The 15,705-nt window shown below is 73.2% G+C and carries 13 protein-coding genes, 2 tRNA genes and 1 pseudogene; 15 read left to right on the top strand and 1 reads right to left on the bottom strand.

Annotated elements, in window-relative coordinates:
* Nucleotide 1 precedes the first annotated feature (1 nt).
* The 7 genes and pseudogenes from ACGF7U_RS15980 to ACGF7U_RS15950 all read left to right on the top strand — a co-directional run bounded on the left by ACGF7U_RS15980 (nucleotide 2) and on the right by ACGF7U_RS15950 (nucleotide 6,232).
* Nucleotides 2-79 (top strand) — tRNA-Gly (locus ACGF7U_RS15980).
* Nucleotides 80-225: 146 nt separating this feature from the next.
* Nucleotides 226-1,425: an RtcB family protein gene (locus ACGF7U_RS15975; RefSeq protein WP_393107100.1), complete on the top strand. Its 1,200-nt coding sequence runs from the start codon at nucleotides 226-228 to the stop codon at nucleotides 1,423-1,425.
* 198 nt (nucleotides 1,426-1,623) lie between these two features.
* Nucleotides 1,624-2,004: pseudogene (locus tag ACGF7U_RS15970) on the top strand (DUF998 domain-containing protein); the annotation flags it as partial.
* 38 nt (nucleotides 2,005-2,042) lie between these two features.
* Nucleotides 2,043-2,114: transfer RNA gene (locus tag ACGF7U_RS15965), tRNA-Gln, on the top strand.
* A 122-nt stretch (nucleotides 2,115-2,236) separates the two neighbouring features.
* Nucleotides 2,237-3,322: a cellulose binding domain-containing protein gene (locus ACGF7U_RS15960; protein ID WP_393107098.1), complete on the top strand. Its 1,086-nt coding sequence runs from the start codon at nucleotides 2,237-2,239 to the stop codon at nucleotides 3,320-3,322.
* 394 nt (nucleotides 3,323-3,716) lie between these two features.
* Nucleotides 3,717-5,417 (top strand): ribosomal protection-like ABC-F family protein, encoded by a 1,701-nt coding sequence (abc-f, locus tag ACGF7U_RS15955; protein WP_393107096.1) that lies wholly within the window; start codon nucleotides 3,717-3,719, stop codon nucleotides 5,415-5,417.
* Nucleotides 5,418-5,737: 320 nt separating this feature from the next.
* Complete coding sequence (locus ACGF7U_RS15950) at nucleotides 5,738-6,232, top strand: hypothetical protein (protein ID WP_393107094.1); 495 nt, start codon at nucleotides 5,738-5,740, stop codon at nucleotides 6,230-6,232.
* A 23-nt stretch (nucleotides 6,233-6,255) separates the two neighbouring features.
* Here ACGF7U_RS15950 and ACGF7U_RS15945 read toward each other — a convergent pair whose 3' ends face one another.
* The gene (locus tag ACGF7U_RS15945; protein ID WP_393107092.1) at nucleotides 6,256-7,518 is read right to left on the bottom strand and encodes an MFS transporter; all 1,263 of its coding nucleotides are present in this window, start codon (nucleotides 7,516-7,518) and stop codon (nucleotides 6,256-6,258) included.
* A 72-nt stretch (nucleotides 7,519-7,590) separates the two neighbouring features.
* On the opposite strand from ACGF7U_RS15945, the gene ACGF7U_RS15940 reads away from it, so the two are divergent.
* The 8 genes from ACGF7U_RS15940 (at nucleotide 7,591) to ACGF7U_RS15905 (ending at nucleotide 15,703) form a co-directional block, all read left to right on the top strand.
* Nucleotides 7,591-8,562, top strand: coding sequence for a DUF5937 family protein (locus ACGF7U_RS15940; protein ID WP_393107090.1), 972 nt, complete (start codon nucleotides 7,591-7,593; stop codon nucleotides 8,560-8,562).
* A gap of 20 nt (nucleotides 8,563-8,582) precedes the next feature.
* Nucleotides 8,583-9,002, top strand: coding sequence for an NUDIX domain-containing protein (locus ACGF7U_RS15935; RefSeq protein WP_393107088.1), 420 nt, complete (start codon nucleotides 8,583-8,585; stop codon nucleotides 9,000-9,002).
* Nucleotides 9,003-9,221: 219 nt separating this feature from the next.
* Nucleotides 9,222-10,412, top strand: a complete 1,191-nt coding sequence (locus tag ACGF7U_RS15930; protein WP_393107086.1) for a snapalysin family zinc-dependent metalloprotease — start codon at nucleotides 9,222-9,224, stop codon at nucleotides 10,410-10,412.
* A 138-nt stretch (nucleotides 10,413-10,550) separates the two neighbouring features.
* A complete protein-coding gene (locus ACGF7U_RS15925; protein ID WP_393107084.1) occupies nucleotides 10,551-11,195 on the top strand; it encodes a hypothetical protein in 645 nt (214 codons plus the stop codon).
* Nucleotides 11,196-11,480: 285 nt separating this feature from the next.
* Complete coding sequence (locus tag ACGF7U_RS15920) at nucleotides 11,481-12,548, top strand: LacI family DNA-binding transcriptional regulator (RefSeq protein WP_393107082.1); 1,068 nt, start codon at nucleotides 11,481-11,483, stop codon at nucleotides 12,546-12,548.
* On the top strand, nucleotides 12,545-13,477 hold the full coding sequence (locus ACGF7U_RS15915) for a carbohydrate ABC transporter permease (RefSeq protein WP_393107080.1): 933 nt from the start codon (nucleotides 12,545-12,547) through the stop codon (nucleotides 13,475-13,477). The genes ACGF7U_RS15920 and ACGF7U_RS15915 overlap by 4 nt, the downstream gene beginning before the upstream one ends.
* A 58-nt stretch (nucleotides 13,478-13,535) precedes the next feature.
* Nucleotides 13,536-14,375, top strand: a complete 840-nt coding sequence (locus ACGF7U_RS15910) for a carbohydrate ABC transporter permease (RefSeq protein WP_393107078.1) — start codon at nucleotides 13,536-13,538, stop codon at nucleotides 14,373-14,375.
* Nucleotides 14,376-14,410: 35 nt separating this feature from the next.
* Complete coding sequence (locus ACGF7U_RS15905) at nucleotides 14,411-15,703, top strand: ABC transporter substrate-binding protein (RefSeq protein WP_393107076.1); 1,293 nt, start codon at nucleotides 14,411-14,413, stop codon at nucleotides 15,701-15,703.
* Nucleotides 15,704-15,705 lie beyond the last annotated feature (2 nt).

Below are 15,705 nucleotides of genomic sequence, written 5' to 3'. Positions count from 1 at the left end.
CGCGGTTGTGGCGCAGTCCGGTCAGCGCGTCACCGTGCCATGGTGAAGATCGCCGGTTCGAATCCGGCCAACCGCTCCACCCGTCGGGCCCTGCCCGGCGGGCCGACCGCGCGCTGGGCGCGGAGAGGCCGCGAGGACTCTCGCCGGGTTCGATTCCCGGGCGGTCGTCGATCCTTTCCGGTCGCCCGCGACGGTGCGACCAGCCGACGACACGAGGAGACGACGATGAGTTACACCCCGCTCGCGGGCACCCGCGCGCCGGTCCGGGTCTGGACCGATCCGTACGGCATCGAGCCGCAGGCCGCCCAGCAGCTGCGCAACATCGGCGCGCTCCCGTGGGTGGAGGGCGTCGCGGTCATGCCCGACGTGCACTTCGGCAAGGGTGCCACGGTCGGTTCGGTCATCGCGATGCGGCAGGCCGTCTCGCCGGCCGCGGTGGGCGTCGACATCGGCTGCGGCATGTCCGCGGTGCGTACCTCGCTGACCGCCGCCGACCTCCCGGACGACCTGGCCGGGCTGCGGTCGGCGATCGAGGCCACCATCCCGGTCGGCTTCGCCCAGCGGGAGAAGCCGGTCGACCCGCGCCGCATCCGCGGCCTGGAGCAGGCCGGCTGGGACGACTTCTGGCGCCGGTTCGCCGACCTCGACCGGCGGGTGGCGCAGCTGGAGACGCGGGCCCAGCGGCAGCTGGGCACGCTCGGCGGCGGCAACCACTTCATCGAGGTCTGCCTGGAGCAGGGCGGCGCCGACGCGGGACGGGTGTGGCTGATGCTGCACTCCGGCTCCCGCAACATCGGCAAGGAGCTGGCGGAGCGGCACATCGCCGTCGCGCGGCGACTGCCGCACAACGCCGACCTGCCCGACCGGGACCTGGCGGTGTTCCTCGCCGGTACGCCGGAGATGGACGCCTACCGCCGCGACCTGTGGTGGGCGCAGGAGTACGCGCGGCGCAACCGGGCGGTCATGCTCGCGCTGCTCTGCGGGGTGGTGCGGGAGCAGTTCCCGCAGGTGCGCTACGACGAGCCGATCTCGTGCCACCACAACTACGTGGCGGAGGAGAACTACGGCGGCGTCGACGTGCTGGTGACCCGCAAGGGGGCGATCCGGGCCGGTCGGGGGGACCTGGGCATCATCCCGGGTTCGATGGGCACCGGGTCGTACATCGTGCGGGGCAAGGGGAACCCGGACGCGTACTGCTCCGCGTCGCACGGGGCCGGGCGGCGGATGTCGCGGGCGCAGGCGAAGCGGACGTACAGCACCGCGGACCTCGCCGCGCAGACCGCCGGCGTGGAGTGCCGCAAGGACGCCGGGGTGGTCGACGAGATCCCCGGCGCGTACAAGGACATCACCCAGGTGATGTCGCAGCAGGAGGACCTGGTCGAGGTGGTGGCGCACCTCAAGCAGGTCGTCTGCGTGAAGGGATGATCGCCGGCCGGCGCCCGTGGAGGGGTGGGCGCCGGCCGTACGCTCCGACGGCTCAGCGGGCAGGAAGCTTCGCGAACATGTCGGCCTGTTCGTTGAATCCAGGTCAACGCTCTTGGTTTGATCTTGGCTTGATCGACGCCGCTGGCCCTCGAAGACTGGAGGTCATCACCGCTTCACTCTTACCGATGGAACCCACGCATGAACAGCACGAACACGATCGAGCCGGTCGCGCCGGGGGCACGACTCCGGACTGTTGGGACCCGCACCCGTCCGACGAACCGGGCGCTGATGGGCTGCGGTATCGCCGCGGGCCCGCTCTTCCTGACGGTGGGCGTGATCCAGGGTCTGACCCGCGAGGGCTTCGACTTCACCCGCAACGCCATCAGCCAGCTCAGCCTCGGAGACCTGGGCTGGATCCAGGTGATCAATTTCGTCGTCGCCGGGACGCTGATCATCGTCGGCGCGACCGGCCTGCGGCGAGCGCTGCGGGACGGGCCGGGCGCCACTTGGGCACCCCGGCTGGTCGGCGTCTTCGGCGCCTCATTCCTGGTCAGCGCGGTGTTCTTCGGATCCTGGTCGGGGCGCGGTCCGTCCACCGCGTCGCGGGACGGAACCATTGCGAGCTGGTGCAATCGGCAGCACACCCGTCTCTGGAACGGGCGATGGAGGTTCGAGTCCTCCGCTCGCAGCACAGCCAGGACCGCCGTCGGCGGCCACGCCGGCATCGGCCGCGGGTCGGCTCGCGGCGGCTGCGGACCGTGCGGCGCGGCCCAGGCCTGCGGTCCCGTCCCCGGGACCGTAGAGTCTCGCCGTGATCGAGATCGGCACGCAGGTCGACCTGTTCCACCCCGCGAACCGGGTGTGGCGCGCATTGACGGATCGCGAGTTGCTCGCCCGGTGGTTCACCGAGGCCGAGCTGATGGACGGGACGCGCAACCGGCTGTTGCTGTACACGGCGGGGCTGCCGGGCTTCGACGCCGCCGTGGACGCGGAGCTGACCGAACGGCGGGAGCCGGAGCTGATCGCGTTGCGCTGCCTCGAGGGCGGCCGGCGCAGCCGGCTCACCTGTTCCCTGGAGCCCACCGCCGAGGGCAGCCGGCTCTCGGTCCGCGAGGTTCTGGAACACGGCAGTTGGTCCGACGAGCAGCGGGAGCAGCGAGAGGAGTGCTACCGGCAGGCCATCGCGGGGCGGCTGCCCGCGATCCTCGACTGGCTGGCCTTCCGGCAGGTGGACCTGAACCGTGGCGAGGTCGGCATGACGGCGGAACTGCCGGTCACGGAGGCGCCCGAGGAGCCGGCCGCCCGCCGCGGCCGACCGCTGCTGGTCGCCGGCCTGGCCGCCGCCGTGCTGGCGGCGGTGGCGACGGTGTGGGCGGCGCTGCCCGACGACCCGGACCGTGCCGCCGCCCCGGTCCCCGCCCCGACCCCGGTGCCCACGGTGACGACCACCCCGAGCGCCTCGGCCCGGCCGACCCCTTCCACCCGGCCCACGCGGACCGCCACCCCGAACGCCACCCGCCCGAGTCGCACCCCCACGGCGAAGCCCTCGCCCACCATCACGGCCAGCTCCGTCGCGCCGTCCGCCCCCGCCGTGACCGCCCGCTACGAGACCACCTCCACCCGGCTCTTCGGCTTCACCGGCGAGGTGGTGGTCGACAACCCGGGCGGGACGGCCGTCAAGGACTGGACGGTGGTCGTCACGCTGGCCGACGGCAGCACGATCGACGACGCCAGCGGGGCCGACTGGCGGCAGGACGGGCGGAGGGTCACCTTCACCGGGCCGCCCGTGCCAGCAGGGGGATCGCGCACGATCACGTTCGAGGTCAGGGACGCCGACGTACGCACCAGGGCGCCCGAGAGCTGCACGGTGGGCGACACTCCGTGCGCCGGCCTGTGACGGCGGGCGGACCACCAGTCCCACGGCTGACCGCCGGGCGACCCGTGCGCCGGCCGGTGACGGCGGAAGCCCACCGGCCGACCGCACGGCGCCTGTGACGCCCGGGTCGGCGGGCGTCGGCGGTCTCCGGAGCGGCAGGGCGCGACGAACCGTACGGCGGCTGGCGACGCGACCGCGCGCGTCCCTCACGGCGGGGCGGCGCTGTTAGGATGGGCCGCGACTGATCGGGACAGGGAGACCAGACATGGCGGGCGACGACGACATCTCCGGGTGACACCGGAAGTGCCCGGCCGCCGGCAGGCATGACACCGCCGCCGTGGCCACGGGCCGTCGCGTCCTAGACCTCCATCCCCGGGGCGCTCCTCCGCGCCCACGTCACACCAAGGGCTCCGCCATGTCCGATGCCTTCATCGTCTGCTCCAACCTCTCCTTCTCCTGGCCCGACGACACGCCCGTCTTCCAAGGGTTGTCGTTCACCGTGGGCGCGGGCCGCACCGGCCTCGTCGCGCCGAACGGCGCCGGCAAGACCACCCTGCTCAGGCTGATCGCCGGCGAGCACCGGCCGACCGCCGGGAGCGTCACCGTCGACGGCGTGCTGGGCTACCTTCCGCAGAGCCTGCCGCTGGCTGGCGACCTGACCGTGGCGGAGGTGCTGGGGATCGCCCCGGTGCTCGACGCGCTGCACGCCATCGAGTCCGGGGACGCCGACGAGCGGCACTTCACCACGATCGGCAACGACTGGGACATCGAGGAGCGCACCCGTGCCCAACTCGACCGGCTCGGCCTCGACGACGTCTCCCTCTCCCGACGCCTGCACACCCTCAGCGGTGGGCAGGTCGTCTCCCTCGGCCTGGCGGCGCAACTGCTCAGGCGGCCCGACGTCCTGCTGCTCGACGAGCCCACCAACAACCTGGACCTCGACGCGCGCCGCAAGCTCCACGACGTGCTCGACGCCTTCGGCGGCTGCCTGTTGCTGGTCAGCCACGACCGGGCGCTGCTCGACCGCATGGACCGCATCCTCGAACTCGACCGCAGCGAGATCCGCTCCTACGGCGGTAACTTCACCGCCTACGAGGAGGCCGTGCGCGTCGAGCGGGAGGTCGCCGAGAAGAACGTCCGGCACGCCGAGCAGGAGGTCAGGCGGGAGAAGCGGGAGATGCAGCAGGCCCGCGAGCGCGCCGAGCGCCGGGCCGGCAACGCCGCCCGCAACCTCAAGAGCGCCGGCCTGCCGAAGATCTTCGCCGGCACCATGAAGCGGGGGGCGCAGGAGTCGGCGGGCAGGTCGAACGAGACCCACGCCGCGCGGGTCAGCGACGCCAGGGCCCGGCTCGACGAGGCGGGCCGCGCCCTGCGCGACGAGCAGCGGATCACGCTGGAGCTGCCGGGCACCAACCTGCCGGCCGGCCGCACGGTCTTCCACGGCGAGCAGATCCAGGTCCGCCACGGCGCGCGCCCGCTGTTCGCCAGCGACGGCGTGGACCTGACGATCCGGGGCCCCGAACGGATCGCCCTGACCGGCCCCAACGGTGCCGGCAAGTCCAGCCTGCTGCGGGTGGTCAGCGGCGACCTGACGCCGGAGAGCGGCCGGATCAGGCGGGCCGACGGCCGGGTCGCGTACCTGTCGCAGCGGCTGGACCTGCTGGACCTGGACCGCACCGTGGCGGAGAACCTGGCGGCGTACGCGCCCGGCCTGCCCGAGGCGCAGCGGCTGACCCTGCTCGCCCGCTTCCTGTTCCGGGGCTCCCGCGCCCACCTGCCGGTCGGGGCGCTGTCCGGTGGGGAGCGGCTGCGCGCCACCCTCGCCTGTGTCCTGTTCGCCGAACCGGCGCCCCAGTTGCTGCTGCTCGACGAGCCCACCAACAACCTGGACCTGGTCAGCGTCGCCCAGTTGGAGAGCGCGCTCGACGCGTACCAGGGGGCGTTCGTGGTGATCAGCCACGACGAGCGGTTCCTCGCCGAGATCGGGGTTGACCGTTGGCTGCGGCTCGCCGACGGTCGGCTGCGGGAGATCGGCGCCCCGGGGGACGTAGGCGCCGGTGCACGAGGCCCGACGGCCCGCCTCCCGGTCGGAAACCGGTTGCGTGACGACCGGTGAGCTCGACCAGTGTCTGCGCCATGTCGAGCCGTCAAGCACCCAGGGTGGGGGCTTTCGGTCACGCCGTCGGCCCTCTGCACCCCCTGAGCTCGTAGCTCGCGATCGCAGGGTGCTCTACGAGGCACGTTCTTCTGCACGCCGTTGGCGTACGCCTCGTACTCGACGAGCTTCTGGGTATCCCTGGACCTGTCGCCTTCGGCCCTGGAAGTGTCGCCGACCCGTCGGCGCCTCCACCTGTGCCGCGATCGCTGGCCGATGAGAGGAGACGCGACGGGTTGCCGCGTGACACGATGCCGGTGGACCGAGCAGGGGAGGCCAGCGTGTCGACACCCACCACCGAGCCGAGCCGGCTACGCGGTCGCCTGACGCGGGTGATCCTCGTGCACGGTCTGCTGGCGGCGGCTTTCGCCCTGCTCGCCGCCGTGGGTGCGACGTCGACGGCCCGGGGTGCGGTGGGGTTCGCCCTGCCGTGGCTGATCGTCGGGGGAGCCGGTGCGCTCGGTGCGCTGCTCGTCGTCGTGGTCGCCTGGCGCCTGCGCGACGGCCCGGCGCCGGCGGCACCGCGCCGCTGGCCCGCGCGCTGGGAGACGTCGGCGCGCCTGGGCATGGCGCTGGCGGCGCTGGCGGCGGCGACCGTCGGATACGTGGTGGCGCCGACGGGGTCGGAGCGCGGCTTCGTGCTCGGCGTGAACGCGACCCTCGCCGGCGCGCTGGCGCTGTTCGCCCTGGCCGCCGGCGACGTGCGACGCGTCGCCCCCCGCAGCGTCGGCGCCGCTCGGCGACCCGGTCGGCGCTGGCGGCGACACGAGCCGTGACGTCCCCCGGAGAAGGGCGACCATCAGGCGTCGGGCGGGCGGCGCAGCGTCCGTAGCGGCGAACAGAACACCGGAAGCCAGGTCAGGGCGTTGGCGAGCGCGCCGACCACGAGGCAGGTCCGGACGTCGGCGTACTGGCCGAGCAGGCCGGCGGCCACCGCGCCGACGGTGAGCGCCCCGGTGAGCAGGAAGCGGAAGGTGGCGGTCATCCGCCCGAGCAGCGCGTCCGGGGTGGCGCCCTGGCGCAGGCTGACCCCGATGACGTTGCCGACGCCGGTGCGCCACGCCAGCGCCAGCCAGCCCAGCCCCGCCGCCCACAGCATCGCCCCGCCGCCGATCAGTGGGACGAGCCCGCCCAGCGGAGCGACGAGCAGGCCGGGCAGCCAGAGCGCCCGCCCGTGCCCGATGCGGTCGGCCAGCGGTCGGGCGGTCACCGCGCCGAGCAGCGCGCCGATTCCGCCCGCGCCGAGGAACAGGCCGAGGACGGCCGCGCCGAGGCCCAGCTCGCGCAGGAACACGACCGGGAGCATCGTGGTGGTCAGCTGCATGGTGAGGTTGATCCCCGCGGTCGACACGGCGAGCGGGCGCAGCAGCGGGTTGCCGAAGACGTGCCGGACGCCGGCGCCCAGCCGCCGCCCGAAGCCGTCCGCCTCGGGCCGCGTGGGCCGGCGCGGGGCACCGGCGGGGATCCGTCCGAGGATCGCTGCGGAGAGGGCGAAGCTCACCGCGTCCGCGACGATCGCGACCGGCGCGGTGAGCGCCTGTACCACCAGTCCGCCGAGCCCTCGCCCGGCGATCTGGAGGGTGGCGCTCGTGCTCATCATCAGCGAGTTCGCCGCCACCAGCCGGGTCCGGCCGACCAGTTCCGGCAGGTAGCTCTGCGCCGCCACGTCGGCGAAGACGGTGCCGACGCCGGTCAGCAGCGCCACGACGTAGAGCTGTCCCATCGTGAGCCCGCCGGCCCACCAGGCCACCGGCACGGACGCGACGAGGGCTGCCCGGAGCAGGTCGGCCGTGACCAGCACCGCCCGGCGGGGCCACCGGTCGATCCAGACCCCGGCCGGCAGGCCGATCACCAGGAACGCGGCGGTGCTCAGCGCGCCGAGCAGTCCCACCTGGCCGGGGCTGGCGGCCAGCAGGGAGACGGCGAGCACCGGCACCGCGAGGTGGCCGATGTGGAACCCGATGCCGTCGACGAGCGCGGCGGCGTAGAGCAGGCGGAAGGAGCGGGGCCAGCGGGGATCGCGACGACGGCCGGGGGCCGTCGCCGTCGCAGCGGTGATCATGCCGTCCACCGTGCCGATGGCGCCGCCGGGTGGCGATAGATTCGTTCCTCGCCGAATTCACGGGGGCGGACCATGTTGCTGGTCGGATTGGACGCGCGGGATCTCGCGACGACGCGGTTCGCCGTGTCGCCGCTGTGGGAGGTGGTCGCCAGCGTGCGGATCCTCCGGGGCGCGCGCCGGTTTCCGGAGTACCTGCCCTGGGTCGAGCGGGTCCGGCCGCGCCTGGCCGGCCTGGACTGGCGGCTCCTCGCCGACCTGGTTCCGGAGCCGGCGGTGGTCATCCCGACCTTCGTCTGCCCGCCCCCGGCCACGTCGCAGCCCACGCTCGACGTGGAGCTGGCCACCCTGGTCGCGACCCCGGCCGAGGCCGTGCGGGCCAGCCTCGACGGCCAGCCCGGGCCGCGTCCACCGCGGCTCGCCGAGCTGTACGACGATCCGCCGGCCGGGTTGGCGCGGCTCGCGACGGTCGTCCGGGCGTACGCCGACGTGGCGATCGGGCCGTACTGGCCGCGGATGCGCACACTGCTGGAGCGGGAGGTGCTGCTCGGCGCGGCCCGGATGGCCACCGACGGGGTGCAGGGCCTGCTCAACCACCTCGACCCGTACGTCCGGCTGGAGGGTGGCACGCTGCACGTCGACCACATCGTCGTGTCCGGCGCGGTGCGTCTGGACGGGCGCGGCCTGCTGCTGGTCCCGTCGGTCTTCGCCGGGCCCCGGGTCTGGTCGAACTTCGGGTCGCCGGGGCAGCCCGTGCTGCGCTACCCGGCCCGCGCCGTGGCGACGCTGTGGGAGCGGGACCCGACCCCGCGCGGCCGGGGGCTGGCCCGGGTGCTGGGGCGCACCCGGGCGGCGCTGCTGCACGAGCTGGCGGTGCCCACCTCGACCTCGGAACTGGCCGACCGCTGCGGGCTCAGTCCCGCTACCGTGTCGGCGCACCTCGGGGCGCTGCGCGACGCGGGCCTGGTGGGCGCCCACCGCGCCGGCCGCTTCGTGCTGTACGCGCGGACGACCGCGGCGGAGGCGCTGGTCGCCGCCGCCCCCTGACCAATGCGGAAGGAATTGACATGACCGCACGTACGCCGAGGGTTTCCTGCGTCTTCGTCTGCCACGACGGTGCCGGGCGGTTGCTGCTGGCTCGCCGCGCGGCCGGCGCCCGGGACGAGCCGGGGACCTGGGACACCGGCGCCGGGGCGCTGGAGTTCGGGGAGAGCTTCGAGGCGGCGGTCGCCCGCGAGGTAACCGAGGAGTACGCGGCCACGCCGCGGTCGGTCACCCTGCTCGGGGTGCGCAACGTGCTGCGCGACGACCCGCCCTCGCACTGGGTCGCGGTGCTCTTCGCGGTCCGGGTGGACCCGGCGGAGGTGGCCATCGGCGAGCCGCACAAGTTCGACCGGATCGGCTGGTTCGCCCGCGACACCCTGCCCGCGCCGCTGCACTCGCAGCTGCGGGCCACCCTGGCGATGCTTCCCGACGCGCTGCCCTGACCCCCGGCCGCCGGTGCGGCCGGCCGTCGGTCGTCGCCGGGGTGCCCGGTCAAGACCACCTGCTGCGGGCCCTCGCGGCCAAACCTCCCGCTGGTGAACGGGTGGGGGCGATGGTATGACGATTCCGTTATGCCGTATATCGGCGGCAGTCGCTCTAGCATTCACGTACATCAATGACCGGCGGTGGCACGCCGCCGGCCAACCGCAGGGAGTGCGTGTATGTTCCGACGACAACTGCTGCGCGCGGCGACCGCCGCGCTGGCGGCGGTGCTGGCCGCAACCGGAATGCAGGTCGCCACCGACACGAGCGCGTCCGCCGCCGCCCGTACCGTCTACTACGACGCGAGCCGGGCCGGCGAGTTCCGCACCAACTTCGACCAGGCCGCGGCCATCTGGAACAGCCGGGTCAGCAACGTCCAACTGGTGGCCCGCACGCCGGGCAACGTCACCATCTACGTCGACAGCGGCTGGCCGCGGGCGCAGGTCAGCGGGCTCGGCTCCGGCCGGATCTGGATGGGCTGGACCGCCGTCAACCAGGGGTACGACCGCACCCGCATCGCCAGCCACGAACTGGGCCACATCCTCGGCCTGCCGGACCGGCGCACCGGGCTGTGCTCCGACCTGATGTCCGGCAGCAGCGCGCCGGTCTCCTGCCGCAACGCGTACCCGAGTTCCACCGAGGCGTCGCGGGTGAACTCGCTGTTCGCCGGCGGCCTGGCCGCCGCCGAGGCGCCCACCGGCACCTTCTCCTGGAACGACGGCGACGACGTCTCGCCGTACGTGGTGGGTGGCCGGCCGGCCACCGAGAACTACCCGTGGATGGTGTACGTCTCCGGCTGCACCGGCACCCTGATCAAGGCCAACTGGGCGGTCACCGCGAAGCACTGCTCGACGCCCTCCTCGGTGCGGGTGGGCAGCATCTACCGCAACAGCGGCGGCACGGTGGTCAGCGTGGTCCGGGCCGTCAACCACCCGAGCGTGGACGTCAAGCTGCTGCAACTGTCCAGCTCGGTGGGTTACGCCCCGGCGCCGATCCCCAGCACCTCCGGTGCGGTCGGCACCGCCACGCGGATCATCGGCTGGGGCCAGACCTGTCCGACCCGGGGCTGCGGCAGCGCCCCGACTGTCGCGTACGAGTTGGACACCTCGATCGTGTCGGACAGCCGCTGCATCGGCATCAACGGCCCGTACGAGATCTGCACGAACAACACCAACGGCAACTCGGGCGCCTGCTACGGCGACTCGGGCGGCCCGCAGGTGCGCCGGATCGACGGGGCGTGGTACCTGATCGGCGCCACCAGCCGCTCCGGCAACAACAACTCCACCTGCGCCACCGGCCCGTCCATCTACGTGGACCTGCCGGCCATCCGGTCCTGGATCAACACCCAGGTCGGCGGTCTCCCGGTCTGACGACCCGTCGCCACCCCGGGGGGACGCCGCGCGCGGCGTCCCCCCGTCCGTCGGCGTCCGGGGCGTCACGCGGCGACCACCCGGAGTGCGGTACGGTGCGTGGCACATCGACCCCTTCCGAGGTGAACCATGCCTGTCGTGGCCGCACTCGCCCTGACCCTGGCGCTCGCTCCCGCACCCACGCCGTCGGCCTCGGGCGGGCCGGTCGGCGACCTCCTCGGCGGCGTCGGGCAGATCGTCGACGACCTGCTCACCGGAGGGGGCCGGGGGACGCCGAGCGCCTCTCCGACGCCGGCGCCGTCCGGCTCGACGCCGGCGCCGGGCCCATCGGCTCCGGCCGGCCCGTCGGCGGCGCCGGTCGCGCCCGGCCCGTCCGCCTCGACGTCCGCCTCCGCTCCCGTCGCCGACCCGGGTCGGGTCGCCGAGGGGGCGGGCGAGCGGAAGGCGGCGGTGCCCGCCCCGAACGGGCGGACCGCGACATCGGACACCCCGTCGGCGGTCGGGGCGCCGCCGCCGGACGGCGACGGGGGAGCGCAGCGGTGGCTGGTCTACGGCCTGGCGGGGGCGGCCGTGGTGGTGCCGGTGCTGCTCGTCCTGCGCCGACGCCGGCCCGCCCCCGCCCCCGCGCCGGCGGCCCCGGCCGTCGCGCCCGCCCCCACGCCCGACCCGGACGGGGAGCCCCTCGTCGACAACGTGACCCGGCTGCCGACGAACCTCAACGCCATCTACGAACTGGGTCGGCTCGACGAGCGGCTGAGTCAGGAACGCGACCGCCGTTCCTGACGGCCGTGCCGGCCGTGCCGTTCCTGACGGCCGTGCCGGCCGTGCCGCCCGTGCGCGCCTTGCCGCCCGTGCGCGCCGTGCCGGCGTTCCGCCCCGCACTCCGCGCCGCGTCGGCGTGCCGCCCGCACCCGGCGTCCCGCCCCGCACCCCGCGTGTTCCGGCGATGACGCTCTGACCAGCGGATCGGCCTGTTGGAAACGTTTTCGTAACGGACCCTTGACCTCCCCGACGCGGGCGGCGCAGACTCCCGGAAACGTTTACAGGAATCAGGTGGAGGTGTCGGGCGTGGGTCGTAAACGTTTACATGAGTCGGCCGACAGCCGACCCACCGTCCACACTGTCGCCGCCCGCGCCGGCGTCTCCATCGCCTCCGCCTCCCGGGTGCTCAACGGCGTCGGCGGGAGCGAGGAGACCATCCGCAGGGTCCGGGCCGCGGCGGCCGAGGTCGGGTACGTGCCCAACGCCATCGCCCGCTCCCTGCAGTCCCAGCGCACCGGACTGATCGCGCTCGCCGTCGAGGACATCGGCAACCCCGTCTACGTGTCGATGATGCGGGCCATCGAGGCGGTGGTGGCCGCGTCCGGACGGCAACTGCTCGTGCACGCCACCGGCGGACGGATCGCCAACGAGACCGCCCTGCTGCGCCGGCTGGCCAACCGCTACGTCGACGGCATGATCCTCTCGCCGATCCGGGTCACCGACGACCACCTCGCCGCGCTCGTGCAGAGCCCGGTGCCGGTGGTGGTGGTCGGCCAGCTCGCCGCCGACGCGCCCGTCGACAACGTACGGACCGACTCCCGGCGGGGCGTCGCGCTGGCCGTGGACCATCTGGCGGGCAGCGGGCGGCGCCGCATCGGCTTCGTCAACGGCCCGCTGGACACCGTCCCCGGGGCGGCGCGCGACGCGGGCTTCCGCGCCGCGCTCGCCGAGCACGGCATCCCGCTCGACGAACGGCTGGTCGAGGTCGGCGACTTCCAGTACGCGGCCGGCCGCGCGGCGACCGAACGGCTGCTCGCCCGCGCCCGCCCGGACGCCCTGGTCTGCGCCAACGACCTGATCGCGGTCGGCGCGCTGCACGCGCTGCTGGCCGCCGGGCACCGGGTCCCCGAGGACGTGGCGGTGGTCGGCATGGACGACACCGAGCTGGCCCAGATGATGTTCCCCCAGCTGTCCAGCGTCTCGCTCGGCTCGGCCGAGCGCGGTCGCCGGGCGGCCGAACTGCTGCTGCAGCGGATCGACGACCCGGCCCTGCCGCCCCGCCGGGAGCAGGTCCTGCCCAGCCTCGCCGTCCGCGCCTCCAGCCGGGCGGCCGTGCCCACCCCCCGTCCGTCCACCGAAGAGGTGCCGTCATGACGACTGTGGCCGAGCGGCCGGACGTCGACCGGGCCGCGGCCCGGCGGCACACCCGGTCCCGCTCCGACCGGACCATGATCTACCTGCTGCTGCTCCCGTCGCTGCTGCCGATCCTGGTGCTGTCGGTCTTCCCCCTGGTACGCGGCATGTACCTCGGGTTCACCGACGCCCGGGCCGGACGCAACGTCGAGGTCACCTTCACCGGGTTGGCGAACTACCGCGAGCTGCTCGGCGACGAGCTGTTCTGGAACTCCTTCCAGGTCGGCCTGCTCTGGGCGTTCGGGGTGACCGTCCTGCAGTTCCTGCTGGCCCTCGGGCTCGCGCTGCTGCTCAACCAGCGGCTGCGTTTCCGAGGCGTGGCGCGGGTGCTGGCCGTGGTGCCGTGGGCGATGCCGCCGGTGGTGGTCGGCATCCTGTGGAAGCTGGTCTACCACCCGGACGCCGGCCTGCTGAACGAGTTCTTCCACCGCGTCGGCGCCGACGGCCTGCGGACCAACTGGCTGGGCGACTTCGGCACCGCCCTGCCCGCGGTGATCATCGTCGGGGTGTGGGCGGGCATGCCGCAGACCACCGTCGTGCTCCTCGCCGGCCTACAGGGGGTGGGTCGCGAACTGCACGAGGCGGCCGCGGTGGACGGCGCCAGCGCGTGGCACCGGTTCCGGCACGTCACGCTGCCCGCGCTGGCCCCGGTGATCGTGGCGATCACCTCGCTCGACTTCATCTGGAACTTCAACTCGTTCGGCCTGGTCTACGTGCTGACCGCCGGCGGACCGGGCGGCAAGACCATGCTGCCGATGCTCTTCGCCTACGAGGAGGCGTTCCGCTACGGCAACTACGGCTACGCCGCCGCGCTCGGCAACGTGATGGTCGTGATCATCGTGGCGCTGCTGGCGGTCTATCTCCGTCGCCGGCTCAGGGAGGCGAACTAGTCATGGTCGGTGCGAGAAGTGACCTTGCGAGCCCCGCGGTCCTGATCGGAGGGCAGTGATGTTCGGAAAGCCGAGCCGCACCGGGCGGACGTTGCAGTACCTCGCGCTGACCGGCTACCTGATCTTCCTCGGGTTCCCGCTGGTCTGGCTGGTCTCGACGGCCTTCAAGCCGCCGCGCGAGCTGGTCCAGCTGCACCCGACGCTGATCCCCGGCAACCCGACCGTGCAGAACTTCGTCCAGGCGTTCACCGAGCAGGAGCTGGGGCGGGCGGCACTGAACAGCCTCCAGGTCTCGCTCGCCTCGGCCGTGCTCACCGTGCTGGTCGCGCTGCCGGCGTCGTACGCCCTGGCCCGGTTCCGCTCGAAGCTCGGCACCGCGGCGCTGGGCTGGGTGCTGCTGTCCCAACTCTTCCCGTTCGTGCTGCTGATCATCCCGATCTTCCTGGTGCTGCGGCAGGTCGGGCTGGCCAACACGCACGCCGGGCTGGTGCTGATCTACGTGGTCTGGGCACTGCCGTTCGCGCTGTGGATGCTGCAGGGCTTCGTCCGCAACATCCCCCGGGAGCTGGAGGAGGCCGCCTCCGTCGACGGCGCCAGCCGGGTGCAGATCCTGCGGCGGGTGGTCTTCCCGCTGCTCGCCCCCGGCCTGGTCGCCACCGCGCTGTTCTCGTTCATCTCGGCCTGGAACGAGTTCTTCTTCGCCCTCGTGCTGATCAAGACCCCGGAGCTGGCGACCCTGCCGGTCGCGCTGGCCCGCTTCGTGGGCATCGAGGGCACCGCCCGCCTGGGCCCCCTGGCGGCCGGTTCGCTGCTGGCCACCCTGCCCAGCCTGATCTTCTTCGCGTTCATGCAACGCCGGCTCTCGTCCGGGTCGCTCGCCGGCGCGGTCAAGGGCTGACTCCGTCCCCCACCCACCACCAAGGAGGTACCCCCATGCTCCGTACCAGATTCCGTCGGCTCGCCGCGGCCGCGGCGGTCGCGGTCGTCGGCCTCGGCGCGCTCACCGCGTGCGGCGACGGCGGCGACGACGAGGCCGCCTCCGGCCCGGTCAAGCTGCGCTTCCTCAGCCTGGCCTGGCAGAAGGAGTCGCTGCAGGCCAACAAGGACCTGGTCGCCAAGTGGAACGCCGAGCACCCGGACATCCAGGTCGAGTACGTCCAGGGTGACTGGAACTCCGTCCACGACCAGTTGCTCACCTCGTTCGAGGGCGGCGACGCGGCCGACATCGTGCACTACGAGGCGTCCGCGATCGGCGAGTTCAGCAAGCAGGGCTACCTGGCCGACCTGTCCAAGCTCGTCTCCGACGACCTGAAGGGCCAGATCGACAAGGGCATCTGGGACACCGTCACCTACGACGGCAAGGTCACCGGCGTGCCGTTCCTGCTGGAGTCGCAGGTCGTCATCGCCAACAAGAAGCTGCTCGACGCCGCCGGCATCGCGGTGCCGCCGGCCGACGGCGGCTGGACCTGGGACGAGTTCCAGGCCAACGCGCAGAAGCTGACCAAGCCGGGCCAGTACGGCGCGGCCTGGGCGCTGAAGTCGCCCACCAACCGGGTGCTGAACCTGGCGCTCAACTTCGACGGGAAGTTCTTCTACACCGACGGCGGCCGCACCGAGGTCAAGGTCGGCGACGCCGAGAAGGAGGTCCCGAAGCGCATCCACGACATGATCTACACCGCGAAGTCGGCCTCCCCGGAGGCGCTCGGAATGAGCGGCGCGGACACCCTGCCCGGCTTCTTCGGCGGCAAGTACGCGATGCTGCCCGGCTCGGTGTCGCTGCGCCAGCAGATGGTCGAGCAGGCGCCGGCCGGCTTCGAGTGGGTCACCCTGCCGCCGATCAAGGGGCTGTCCAGCAAGCAGGCCGCTAACCCGCAGACCCTGTCGGTCGCCGAGGACTCCAAGCACAAGAAGCAGGCGGCGCAGTTCATCGAGTTCTTCCTGAACCCGACCAACATGGCCGCCCTCGCCAAGGGTGACTGGCTGGTGCCGACCGGCAAGCAGGCCAACGAGGAACTGGTCAAGCTCACCGGCGGCAAGCAGGGCTGGGACGTCGCCGCGGACAGCGCCGCCGACCTGACCGTGGCGCCGTTCCAGCAGGCCCAGGGCTACCCGGAGTGGAAGACCAAGTACGCCACCCCGGCCCTCCAGCAGTACTTCGCCAACAAGATCACCCTGGACCAGCTCGGCACGCAGCTGGTCGACGGTGGCAAGCAGGTTCTGAGGTAACC

The sequence above is a fragment of the Micromonospora sp. NPDC047670 genome, from assembly GCF_043204915.1.
In the GTDB taxonomy this organism is placed as follows: Bacteria; Actinomycetota; Actinomycetes; order Mycobacteriales; family Micromonosporaceae; genus Micromonospora.
This window is presented reverse-complemented; position numbering and strand designations above follow the sequence as displayed.